11 protein-coding genes are annotated in these 12,225 nt (G+C 47.6%); 3 read left to right on the forward strand and 8 right to left on the reverse strand.

What is annotated here, in order from left to right:
- Nucleotides 1-54: 54 nt before the first annotated feature.
- The 4 genes from CWC22_RS20600 to CWC22_RS20615 form a co-directional block, all read right to left on the reverse strand.
- A complete protein-coding gene (locus tag CWC22_RS20600) occupies nucleotides 55-1,329 on the reverse strand; it encodes a hemolysin family protein (protein ID WP_419144630.1) in 1,275 nt (424 codons plus the stop codon).
- Nucleotides 1,330-1,416: 87 nt separating this feature from the next.
- A complete protein-coding gene (locus CWC22_RS20605; protein WP_171045047.1) occupies nucleotides 1,417-2,169 on the reverse strand; it encodes an AraC family transcriptional regulator in 753 nt (250 codons plus the stop codon).
- Nucleotides 2,162-2,602: a carboxymuconolactone decarboxylase family protein gene (locus tag CWC22_RS20610; RefSeq protein WP_138538011.1), complete on the reverse strand. Its 441-nt coding sequence runs from the start codon at nucleotides 2,600-2,602 to the stop codon at nucleotides 2,162-2,164. Before CWC22_RS20610 ends, CWC22_RS20605 begins: the two co-directional genes overlap by 8 nt.
- 103 nt (nucleotides 2,603-2,705) lie before the next feature.
- Nucleotides 2,706-3,779: an SGNH/GDSL hydrolase family protein gene (locus CWC22_RS20615; protein WP_138538012.1), complete on the reverse strand. Its 1,074-nt coding sequence runs from the start codon at nucleotides 3,777-3,779 to the stop codon at nucleotides 2,706-2,708.
- Nucleotides 3,780-4,033: 254 nt separating this feature from the next.
- Between CWC22_RS20615 and CWC22_RS20620 the strand changes: the two genes are divergently transcribed.
- Both CWC22_RS20620 and CWC22_RS20625 read left to right on the forward strand, forming a co-directional pair.
- Nucleotides 4,034-4,630 carry a hypothetical protein gene (locus CWC22_RS20620; protein ID WP_138538013.1) on the forward strand — a complete coding sequence of 199 codons (597 nt, stop codon included), beginning with the start codon at nucleotides 4,034-4,036 and terminating at the stop codon, nucleotides 4,628-4,630.
- A 146-nt stretch (nucleotides 4,631-4,776) separates the two neighbouring features.
- Nucleotides 4,777-4,968, forward strand: coding sequence for a hypothetical protein (locus CWC22_RS20625; RefSeq protein WP_125557374.1), 192 nt, complete (start codon nucleotides 4,777-4,779; stop codon nucleotides 4,966-4,968).
- 160 nt (nucleotides 4,969-5,128) lie between these two features.
- Here the strand turns inward: CWC22_RS20625 and CWC22_RS20630 are convergent, their stop codons facing one another.
- The 4 genes from CWC22_RS20630 to ahpC form a co-directional block, all read right to left on the reverse strand.
- The gene (locus CWC22_RS20630; protein ID WP_125557376.1) at nucleotides 5,129-8,464 is read right to left on the reverse strand and encodes a carboxypeptidase-like regulatory domain-containing protein; all 3,336 of its coding nucleotides are present in this window, start codon (nucleotides 8,462-8,464) and stop codon (nucleotides 5,129-5,131) included.
- 10 nt (nucleotides 8,465-8,474) lie between these two features.
- Entirely contained in the window at nucleotides 8,475-9,008 is a 534-nt protein-coding gene (locus tag CWC22_RS20635; protein WP_125557378.1) for a hypothetical protein, read from the reverse strand.
- 295 nt (nucleotides 9,009-9,303) lie between these two features.
- Entirely contained in the window at nucleotides 9,304-10,875 is a 1,572-nt protein-coding gene (gene ahpF, locus CWC22_RS20640) for an alkyl hydroperoxide reductase subunit F (RefSeq protein ID WP_138538014.1), read from the reverse strand.
- Nucleotides 10,876-10,985: 110 nt separating this feature from the next.
- The gene (ahpC, locus tag CWC22_RS20645; RefSeq protein ID WP_010380696.1) at nucleotides 10,986-11,555 is read right to left on the reverse strand and encodes an alkyl hydroperoxide reductase subunit C; all 570 of its coding nucleotides are present in this window, start codon (nucleotides 11,553-11,555) and stop codon (nucleotides 10,986-10,988) included.
- Nucleotides 11,556-11,775: 220 nt separating this feature from the next.
- On the opposite strand from ahpC, the gene CWC22_RS20650 reads away from it, so the two are divergent.
- Nucleotides 11,776-12,198: a DUF3429 family protein gene (locus CWC22_RS20650; RefSeq protein ID WP_138538015.1), complete on the forward strand. Its 423-nt coding sequence runs from the start codon at nucleotides 11,776-11,778 to the stop codon at nucleotides 12,196-12,198.
- Nucleotides 12,199-12,225 lie beyond the last annotated feature (27 nt).

The raw sequence follows: 12,225 nt of genomic DNA on the forward strand, positions 1-12,225 counted from the left end.
CAGATCTCGCGCTCAAGCTTTGCAAGATGCCAATCGCGACTAATACCCTGGACTTTACCCGCGACTGACCTCAATCTGTTTGATGGCCAGGCCTTGTATTTCAGTCACTTTAAACACAAAGCCTTCTATCTCAATGGACTCCCCTTGATACGGAAAGCGCTTGCAGTGATGAATTAGGTACCCTGCCAGTGTCTCAATCGAGTCAACGGGTATAAATTCATACTCTACAACAGACAACTGGAAGTCTTTCATCGACATATCCCCTTGCACCACCCAGCGTGACGCATCTTTTTGGCGAAATTGTGCTTCTATCGCTTCACCGTCTTTTAATGCGATAAAATTCAGGATACTGGACAATGTCACCATGCCCACCACAGTTGCAAACTCATTGATTACCACGCCAGTACTGCAAGGATGGGCCTTTAGCGCATTCAAAGCGTCGAATAAACTCAGCGTATCGAGCAAAATCACAGGTCGTAGAAAAGCCTCATGCTGCGCATCAAGCAAGGGCCGGCCAGCTATCAGATTACTCAATAATTGCTTAGCCTCTACCACGGCGATCACCTGATCCAGGCTTTCATCACACAGCAAATATTGCTGAAAACTGTGGCTTTGAATTTGCTGTGCAAGCACATGTTGATCGTCATGAATATTCAGCCATTCCACTGCGTCACGGTTGATCATTGCCTGAGTGATACTAGTCTGGTCCAGGTCAAGTACATTGCCGATGATATTGTGCTCATGTGCCCCAAGTTCGCCCTGCTCGGCACTTTGGTCAACCACCGCAAACAGATCATCCCGGGTGATCAACTCATCACGCTGAGTCGGTAACTTACATGCCCGGATTATGACATCCGCCAGCAGGTTAAATAGCCAAATCACGGGCTTAAACAGCCAAACGCTTGCCAGCATTAGGCCAATAAAGCGCATGGCGATTGACTCAGGGATCACCATAGCAACCCGCTTGGGGAGCAAATCAGCAAACAACACAAACATCGCCGTGATCAACAAAAAAGACAGAACCGTGGAAACTTGCAATAGCAGCGTATGATATTGCGCCACCTCAGTGACAAACAACTGCATAACAAGCTGTGATGCCTGGTAAAGATATGGCGTAAAGACCGACTCACCGATCATGCCTGCCACAATGGCTAAGGCGTTTAATACCACCTGAACAGCAGCAAACAACTGATGTGCATTTGCCTGCAAATGCATCACTTTTCTGGCTCGGAGGTCACCCGTATCCAGCCTGCTTTGCAATTTCACTTTACGTGCCGCAGCCAGAGATATCTCGCATAACGCAAATACAGCGCTCATACTAATAAGCACAACAACCCATACTAGGTCCAATCACTCACCTGACGATTAACTAGAAATTTGAGCGCGATATATACGCCCAATTTGCGCTGCTGGCAATCAATAAATCGTGACTGACGCAGATAATTGACGAGCATATTTGCCCGGCGTGACCTTCAGAATGTGTTTAAACTCACGAGTCAGGTGTGCCTGGTCAGAAAAGCCGCTTAGCTGTGCCAATTGAGCCAAATCTATCAGTGGATTATCTCTGAGTTGTTGTTGTGCATGCCGAACCCGGTAGATGCGTGCCAGATACTTAGGCGTTAACTCAGATTGCGCTTTGACTTGCCGCTCCAGCTGACGTATCCCCAGCGGCACGCCGCGATAAGCGTCTTCCAGGGGACGTAACTGCATCAGTGAACTGATGAGCTGGTAGGTATGCTGCATGGTATAACTGGGGTCGGGCGCAGCGCTCGACAAAGTTTGTAACCATTTCTTTAACGTACACAGGGTCGGTGCTTGGCCAAGTTGCTCAGCGAGCGCGCACAATCCGGGTTCAGATAACAAGGGATAAACAGCCTGCTGGAGCGCCTTCAATCTGGCTGGATACAATCGGATCCCGGCAAACTCAGCGTCCGCGCTATAAGAGAGTTGTACAGCATGCTTTGAGGGCGGCTGAATGTGAAAAGGTGCTGTCAGTTTATGCTCATCCAGTGACACCTCACCTTTGAGCACAAAGACGATCCCTTGTGCGCCATCGCAAGGTAGCCAGCGAGTGCCAGAGTGCAGGCTGCGTGCAAACCATACAGCTTGCACATACCGCTGGGATCTGCCATCCGGTTGATGGCGTTGCAACATTAGTTCGTTATTCATCTGGCTCAGGTTTAAACATTTTGACAACTCGATTCCAGGCGTTGATGGCATTAATGGCAACCGTCAGGGTCACCAGTGCATCGTCACTGAACTCCTCAGATAAAGCGCAGTATAAAGTATCATCAATCGGCTGAGCGTTTGTCAATTGTTCACACAAAGTCAGTGCCAGACGCTCTTTTGCAGTAAATCCTGACATATCTCGCCAGGCATTCAGGGCAATAATGCGCCGGGCGCTTTCGCCCTGCTCCATTGCCTGACGGCTGTGCATGACAATGCAATAGCCGCACTGGTTTAACTGAGACGCTCTGAGTTTAACCAGTTCCCAGAGTTTCGTATCCAGTGTACGTGTGACTTCTTCATTTAATAATTGCTCCTGAGTAAACAAGTGTTGCATCAGTTTTGGGGCACATTGTAAATAACTTGTTCTTTTCATCATTTTTCCTTAAGTGTCATTCATGGCTTACAGACTACCCAGAGACACCACAACAAGATTGAAGAAAAACGACTTTCGCGCCCCAAAACGTCAGGCAATGCAATTAAAGCAAATTGTGCTGCTTAATAAATGTGACCAGTTCACCGGCAATACTCGCATGCTCCTGCGCCGTAGGATGCCAGATACAGCCTTCCAGTGGAGATACAAAAGTATTGGCATACACATCCTCAACCCCTTCATTGGCAAGCTGTTGCAACGCTGCATGTGTTGCTGGAATAATAAAGTCATAGGGGTATGCAGGACGAGGCATCACCACAATAGCAACATCCGGATAGCGGCTTCGCAGCGAATGAACAAACTCGACCATGGCTGCTTCCCAGGCCATTTTTACTTCCTCTATCGTTTGCCAGGGTTCGTGCGGCTGAGGGTCGGTACTAAAATCATTAGTCCCAAACTCCAACACAATTAACTGAGGAAAGCGCTCCTGATATGACAAATCATCCTCATATACTGCGGATATCTGATCAACATAATCTACCAGAGTGTGATGTGTTTGGTTGCCATTCCAGTTGCGGATCAAGCCCAGACCAGAATACGACACCTGAGTAAACGTGCTGTTTAATTGTTGCGCCGCAACATAAGGAAAGGCCAGCCGCGCATTACTCGAATTAACAATCTCCTGCCAGTCACATTGTCGCTTAGTCGATTCGCTGCCGAATCCCGCACTAATTGAATCTCCGATAAACAGTATGTGTGGCTGTGTTTCCCATACCCCCTCCAAAGCCCCATCGACCTCAAATTGCAACAGTTGAGTGCGTGCACCATAATGCTCCCAGCGCTTCACCACTTCGATGAGCACCCGACCTGGCTCTGCCTGTTCAAACAACACAAAGCGCTGAGCTTCACCCGTTGATGCCGTCACTATTTTTTGGTGCAACCGACCATCGACCAGTACATCAAACTGGTCACCATTACCGACTAAACTGACTGCGATGGACTTACCCACCAGCTGAGTGTGGATGGCCGTACCCGGCCAGTTAAATTCCACACTCCCTTGCTGATAGTTTTTATGTACCCGGCCCTCGTAAATAAGCGCATGGTGCGTAGCAGGCAAAACGGTAGCGAAGCAGCTAAGGCTGATGCTCAGTCCGAGCAGGATAAGTATTAAGCGACACATAGGTAGTTCCTTTTTTGTTAAAAAAGTAAACCTAGTGTTTAAACAGCAACTCCTCAAGCCAGGGAAGTTGAATTTTTCTAAATCGGGTAGGCGCAGCAGATTGCCTTTCGTATCCGTTCATCATGTTCAACACGATAAATCGCTCTTGCGAGACAAACAGTAAGACAAAATCACTAACTTAAAATTACCAGCACTCTTTTATTCTGATTTAAAACGCCATATAGTTATTAAAAGTTTGCATTTAAATTAATATAATGATTAGGAAAATTCAGATTGGCGTAGCAACGTCTCTTTCCTTGCTGATACTCACAGGCTGCAGCCAGCTACCAGCCCCGACACCGTCTACAAATGCCAGTGTCGAGGCAAGCTGCCCGCTCACGGAGCTCAAACACCCAAACCTGGTCCCACTACCAGCACAGAGCATACCTGGAAACGTGATTGCCCCGCCCGGTCAGGGTGGACTTTGTAACGCACGCAACTATGAAGTAAGCAAAGATCTCATTATTTGGCGAGCCTGGAACAGCACCTACGAAGAGTCTAAATTCGGCAAGTGGTGGTCACTGGAGAAACCGCTCGGAGGGGTTGCGCAATACCGGGCCGAATTCAATATTTGTCCCAAGTACTCACCACTGGATATGCTGGTGCGTTGCACTTTAAAAACAGGCACTCAGGTAATAATCGGCCCAGGTCAAAGCGCTCAGTGTAGCAACTACTTTACTTATCCTCAGTCGGATACTAATCAGCTCTACCTGGCAAATGCCGCTGAGGTCACCCTAAATTGCACTAACTTTTACGACGAGTTCTCCTGGCATGAAGTCGCACCGGAGGCGGAGACGAATACAACACAATAACAGGAATTAACACCAACCCTATTGATGGCTTACTTCAAAAGTTGGCGGCAGGGTTGGTATACATCCTCCAGCTCGCTTCGAAGTGCGCGGGAGGTCAACATAACGGAGCCCGGCATTGGGCTTTTCTCACTACAAAGGAAATGAGCATGAAACTCAATTTAAACAAGAAAAAAATCAAGTCGCTATCCCAAAACAATCAGCTGTCACCTCAGCAAACCCCTCAGATTGGCGGCGCAGCAACAGGCTTGCCTAACTGCCCGAATACTAACTTTTGCAATTCAATTAATGCGTGCTGGACATTTAAAGACAATCGACCGGATTGTATTATCTGGGGTTAATTGATGAGTCTTGCTGTGCTGTAAACTGTGGAACCGCCTTGCAATCTCAACTTAGATGCGGTTAGGACACTGACATACAACACATACGAGGTGTTTGCTCAAGCCAGGCAACACGCGCGGCCTGAGCAAACTTTGGTTACTCCACGGATTATTCCACGGATTACTCCTGATTAAGCGCAGCGACTACCTGCATAATATCTTTGAGATCAATCTCTCCATCTTCGTTTAGGTCAAAGCGCGGATCAAATTGTGTATCGCCCGTCGTAGCCGACCATCCGGTTACAATCGTTGTAACATCATCCGCGGATAAAACACTATCGCCGCTAAAGTCAAACGGGCTGACTTCTTTTAGAACAAAAACCTGTTGTTCACTGATCACGGTTTTGTCATCACTCAGCATAATTTGCACTGATATCGATGTATCACCCGGGGCAGATACATCCCACAAGTAGCGACCCTGAGAGAATGCAACACCAGTGGCAATTTCAGTCGTCTCATCTCCCACCTGATAAACAATATCAACAGTGTCTGAATCAGCGATATGTAATCCCGACCAATTGATACTAACCTGCTGCTCAGAGCCGATGGCATTCTCCACATTGATTAACAGAACCGGCACCGCCACACCAAGCTGGTTCACCTGTTGGCTGGGCTCAGTCAGATTAACCGCATCGTCTGAAACATCAAAACGGTAAGAAGCGTGGCTATAACTGAGCTTATACAAGCCTTTAGCCAGATTAGCAAAGCTAAAGATGCCGTTGGTATCAGTTAGCTGACGCGCAATTTCGACCTGACTCAAACCAACACCATTGGTCAACACCACTTCGACACTGGCGATCCCCATTTCACTGGCATCTGAAACCTTACCGTGCAAGGTTGCCTGGTGCGTATCAACATAGATACTGTTGGGCTCAGAAGTTGAATCATCAGCAACCGAATAAACATTGTAGTAATAGCGCGTATTGGCAAATGCACTGTCAACAAACTCCGACTCTAAACCGGTAAAGATCCTAGCGCCATCGTCTATAGAGGTGGGCAAACTGTTCACCGTTCTGGTCACCACCACTTCCTTCAGGTTACTACCTTGCGGGTTTTGCCAACTCAGCGAAACAACAGGTCCATTCACTATGGCCTTGAGTGCAGAAACCTGCGCCACAACAAAGCTGCTTTCCTCAGCATACGTCGGAGCCTGAGCTACGCCGTTAATACTGATATTGGCATTCTCATTTTCCTGACCAACGGTTAGCTGCACAGTGGCACTGTCCTCGTCACTCTGAGTCAGTACATCTTCATAGTTAAGTACCAGTACCTTGCCATTGGTTTGTGGAATGGTGACATACACTTCAACTTCGGGATACTGAGGGTATTTCTCCACCTGAATTGAGTAAGTATCCGTTAAGGGCAAGATAAACTCGGTAACCAGCTCAGCGTTTTTCAGATAGGCTTGCATCGTGTCAGGCTCGTCCAGAATAGGCTGCAATACTACAGCACTTTGGTCGCTCACTTTATTAACACCAACAAGCCGTCCCCCTGCGATTAACACTGTAATATGCTGCGGATGTTCCAGCTCAACCACACTGACTGGTGTCTCATCCTCTGCATTCTGAACATCATTGGCACGTTCACTGGCACCTGGTTGGCCATAAATGCGCAGCTGATCTGTGACATCGGTATAAGCACCAAATTGCGCATAGCTCGACGCGCTATAGTAGTTTGTCAGTTTAAAGTCACCATGTTGATCATACTTTTCACTGTCGCTTTGTGGTGCACCGAAGAAGATGAAATGCTTCAATGTCAGCCCATTGGTAAATTCCATCATGGTATATTCACCAGGGAAGTTATTGTCATGGGTAATGTACAAAGACACATCGTTATACTGGATCAAGCCAGCAGCCAGAATAGAATGTCCGCCCCGTCTTTTCGGACGGTTAATGCTAAAGCGCAGACTGGCAATTTTGTTTTCCATAAAGTGCGGCGAATAAAACGCATTCATCGCGGATATCCCCGGGAATATGGTACGCGGGTGAGAGCCTATCCAGGCACTGCCTTTAAACGCAGACTGCGACAAAAAGTAATAGCCGATTTTAGACAAGCCATGAAAAGCATCCGCAGCATCCGATTTCACATCGTAACTGCCCACAGCCTTAACATAGGGCTTGGGCGACTCACTATTGCGGTTGTCCCAGTGGCTCTGGAAGGTTGATGTTAGCTGGGCACGCGTTAATGTCGCATCGATATTGGCTCCCCAGGCTACCCCTTCGCTGGCATTGTTGTAGTTGGCAATCGCCGATGCCGCCATACCATGACATACACCGAGAAACCGCCGATCAAGCCTGTTCAGACCCTGGGTATAATCTTCCAGCCGGTAATAACCAATCACATCATACGCTTTTCGTTTATTTGCCGGCGCCAGGAACTGTGCAAAAGACCTTGCGACTTTGCGCATGAAGCCCAGGTAAGACAACTGGTCGGGTGTACAACGATCAAACTTCCAGCATAAGAATGAAGACAAAGAAACATCTTTTACTTCGGTAAGCATAAAGCGGTTCCAATCGCCATTTTGAAAAGAAAAGCCATCTGTAGAAACGTTAAATGCCGTGGTATACACATTCAAATTGTTGACATCGTCAATAACTTCACACTCTTCCTCTTTACACACCGAAACCTGAGCGCCACTCAGGTTATAAGGCGCCTGAGTCAAAGCAAAATCGATGCGGAATGTCTTTTTATCCGTGCTAACATCACAGTTCTGAGCCGTGACTTTCAAACTGCTATCTTCGGCATGGAACTGATAATTACAGACATCCGCAAGCGCAGCACCGTTAAGCGCTTCCAAGTTTTTAAAATACACAGAGAATTGGTTTGCGCTAAGAGAGCCTGGTGACAAAATCACCTTATCCAGGTTAAAGGTATGATCAAACGCGGCATCCATAAGGTTAAATGCGACATTATCAATTGCATAACCAGCATCTTCCTGAGCAATGATCTCTATCCGAAATGAGGCTATGTTTTCGTCCCGAATCGAAAAGTGCTCAATCCCAAACTGTGAGTCCAGCACTTCTCTGATCAATTGACCTTCCGGGTTAAACCACTGCAACCGGGTCGAGCTTAAGTTGTCAAAGTACCCGGCATCTAAAGAAAAACTGTTTACGGTTGTCGGCTCGCCTGTTTGCGGATCAACAAAACGCCCTTCAATGGCTCCGTTGAACCTCGGGGACCCACTTAACACTGGGGTTGTTGGATTAGCACTGTCTGATGTAATAAACGGTGAATCACCGCCAAATATAATACCTCGATCAGCATACTGGTTGGTAATCGCTGTGCCATTGGGAAATTCACTGAAAGTAATCGGCGTCATACCAACAGCCGCGGCTTGTTCAACAGGGACTGAACGAGCCAGTGATTTGTCATAGTTTTCACCTGCTGTCGACCCTTCAGTGGCCAAAGCAGGTGCACTCAGTAAACTCAGTAGCGCTGTAATATATAAATATTTCATTGTAACGCCCTCACTGTTCACTGACCGAAATGCTGCAATTAACTTGCTGCGCCAGACGATTCATGCAAAGTGTTTTACTGCTTGACACTTCAGGCGTCGTGCCTGAGTCTACACTGACTTCAAATGTCAGTACTTCTGCAGAGCCTGTAAAACCACTACTATTGCCATAGGTAAGTGCACCAAAATGCAAAGACTTGCCTTCTTCTGTCGACACAGGGCCCAAAGCAACCAGAGTGCCGTCAGACACAATAAAACTGTTACTCATGGACATTGACCCTTCATTGGGCGCAACGCTAAAGTCCAGTTTTAATTCATAAGCCGATATCGATTGGGTTGCACTCAGCTCTACCTTGTAGCCTTTTGTTGTAGGCGCATCGGATTGAGGTGGATCAGACTGTGGCGGATCTGATTGAGTCGGTGGAGTGTTAGTAGTACTTGCACTGGGGGAGTCAACCCCACATCCAGCCAGCGCAAGTAACAGTGACGAGCAAAAAACCAGACCTAAGGTATTTCGCGGGGCACCAGACGCGATTGAGGTTTTCATTGTTGCAGCCTTGTATACGTATGCAGACTGATATAGCACTGTACTGATACCTTGCCATATCACCATGTTCTTCAGGTGCTGTGCTCACTTTTACTGCATACTGTCCGACCTGCGCAAGCCCAATAATCAAAGTGACCTATCGTCAGCACATAGAAGTACATCCGCAAGTATAGTCGAACCTCATGGTTGTAAAGCTTACAGACAAAAAAGCCACAACCAGTGCAAATCCAGTTGTGGCTTAACTGTACTCAGATGAGTACAGACTTGGGTGTAATTTGGGTTATTTATGCGCTCTTCAGGCCGCCTCTTCAGCCAAATTTGACTGATGTCTGATCAAGTAATCAAATGCACTCAGACTGGCCGTTGCCCCGCCGCCCATCGCAATAATAATTTGCTTAAAGGGCTCAGTGGTTACATCACCTGCGGCAAATACACCGGGTATACTAGTCGCACCCTTTGCATCAATGGCAATTTCACCAAATGGGGTCAGTGCCATGCCACTGCCTTTCAGCCATTCAGTATTAGGGATCAGACCTATTTGTACAAATATCCCGGCAAGTTCAAGCTGATGTTGCTGGTCACTTTGTCTGTCAATATAGGTCAGCCCGGTTACTTTATGCCCATCCCCTCGCACTTCGGTCGTTTGTGCATTCGTAATAATGGTCACATTGCTCAGGCTGTATGCCTTTTTAATTAAAACTTCATCGGCTTTCAACGTGTCAGCAAACTCCAGCACAGTGACATGCTCTACCAGATTAGCCAGGTCAATGGCCGCTTCGATACCTGAGTTGCCACCACCAATGACCGCAACAGATTTACCTTTGAATAAAGGCCCGTCGCAATGCGGGCAATATGCAACACCACGCCCTTTATACTCCTGTTCGCCAGGCACATTCATTGTGCGCCAGCGTGCACCGGTCGCTATCACCAGAGATTTGGCCTTTAGTGTCGCCCCATTTTCCAGCGTCAGCTCAAGATTATTGCCCACAGACAAGCCACTGGCACGCTGGTTTTTCATCACGTCTACCTGATAATCGTTCACATGCTCTTCAAGCTGAGCAACCAGTTTGGGTCCCTGCGTGGCTGACACAGAAATAAAATTCTCAATACTCATTGTATCTGCGACCTGACCGCCAAAACGCTCTGCCACAACACCTGTATTAAGACCTTTACGGGCTGAATAAATGGCTGCCGCAGCACCTGCCGGTCCGCCGCCAACAACCAATACGTCGAATACCGACTTTTGGCCAAGCGCCTGGGCTTGTTGTTCACTCAGCGTGTTATCCAGCTTGGCAAGTACATCACTCAATGTGATTGCGCCCTGACTAAACAGCTCACCATTTAAAAATACACTGGGTACCGCCAACACGTTGCGCTGCGCAACTTCGTCAGGAAACAGCGCGCCGTCAATCATCGTCGCTGTAATTTTAGGGTTGTGTGCGGCCATTAAATTAAGTGCCTGCACAACTTGCGGACAAGTCTGGCAACTCAAAGATATATAAACTTCAAAATGCAGTTCGTCTTGCAGTGACTGGATCACTGCCAGTTCCTGCTCAGACACTTTTGCCTTATGCCCACCACTGTGCAGCAGCGCCAGCACCAGGCTGGTAAACTCGTGCCCCATGGGCACCCCGGCAAACTCGATCCGAGTATCTCGCTTTGGCGAGTAAATGGCCATACTGGGTGTGCGCTCACTACTTTGCGCCTGCACCAGTGTGATCAGATCACTAAGCGAAGCTAACTCCTGTGCCAGTGACGCCACCTCTGCTGACTTGTCACTGTCATCCAGCGCTAAAATCAGCTCAATTGGGTCGGTCAGTGCAACAAAATGGGTTTGCAGCTGACTTTTAATTTGCTTGTCTAACATTCTGTACATCCTCGAAATTTATGCCAATAGACCATTTTCTTCGACCCCCTGGGGTGAGTTTGCTGCGGGTTAACAGGGTCGGGCCAACTCGGCCCGGACACCGTGACTGATTATAATTTGCCAACCAGGTCTAATGACGGAGCAAGTGTCTCTTCTCCTGGCTGCCATGAAGCAGGACATACTTCGCCGTCATGTGAGGCAATGTACTGAGCCGCCTGAACTTTACGAACCAGCTCTTTGGCACTGCGGCCAATACCCAGGTCATGGGTTTCAACCACTTTAATTTCGCCTTCCGGGTTAATGACGAAAGTACCGCGTAACGCCAGTCCCTCTTCCTCGATCATCACACCGAAGTTGCGCGTAATTTTGCCTGTCGGGTCGCCTATCATTGGGAATTGGATTTTCTTGATGGTCTCTGACGCGTCATGCCAGGCTTTGTGCGTAAAGTGTGTATCTGTTGACACGGAATAAACCTCAACGCCCATCTCTTGTAATTGTGCATAATGGTCCGCCAAGTCACCAAGCTCGGTAGGACATACAAAGGTGAAATCGGCCGGGTAGAAAAAGACAATAGACCATTTGCCAAGCAGGTCTTTTTCACTCACATCAACAAACTCACCATGGTGAAAAGCGGTTGCGTTAAAAGGTTGGATCTGGGTGTTAATCAAAGAGGTAGTCATGTTTTTTCTCTCTCAGTTTTTAGGTTAAAGGGTCACAGGTCTGATGCTGTATCAGCCATGTTGTCTCTGTGTGATTACTAAGATAGAGGGGATTTAAATATTATTAAAATGGATTGTTCGGATTACTATAATCCAAAAAATTGATGAAACTTTGGCAAAGTTTATGCGTATATCAGATATAATTAAAACATTAGTCAGAACAAACTTTTAAGAGACTTGGATGCACCCATACTTTAACCACATTATGCTAGCCTACATTGGCTTTATTCCTTTTCTACTCTGTGTCGCACTCACATTAATGGTTGGAAGCTCAACGGCCGTTATCGACGCGTTTAGCTACTACAGCCTGGGCGTTTTGGCCTTTTTGGCTGGCAGCTTATGGCGTCCGGGGGAGCAGTCACAGCAACGTGCCGTAGCCGCCATACTCGTGATCGTCCCTTTCCCATTGCTTGCCGTCGCGTCTCAGGTTGTGGTGTTAAGCTACCTGTCAGTGGCTTATTGGTTGGTGTTGATTTTCGAACGCAGCGCTCCGGCCTGGCAGGAGACACATCAGGATTATCAAAAAATGCGCTTCACGCTGACTTCTGTTGTCTTTGTCAGCCATTTATTCATGGTCGCACAGGCAGTTGAACTTGCCGGGTAAACTCACAGTGCTACAGCCCGTTTAAAA

This window comes from Pseudoalteromonas rubra (genome assembly GCF_005886805.2).
Taxonomy (GTDB): domain Bacteria; phylum Pseudomonadota; class Gammaproteobacteria; order Enterobacterales; family Alteromonadaceae; genus Pseudoalteromonas; species Pseudoalteromonas rubra_D.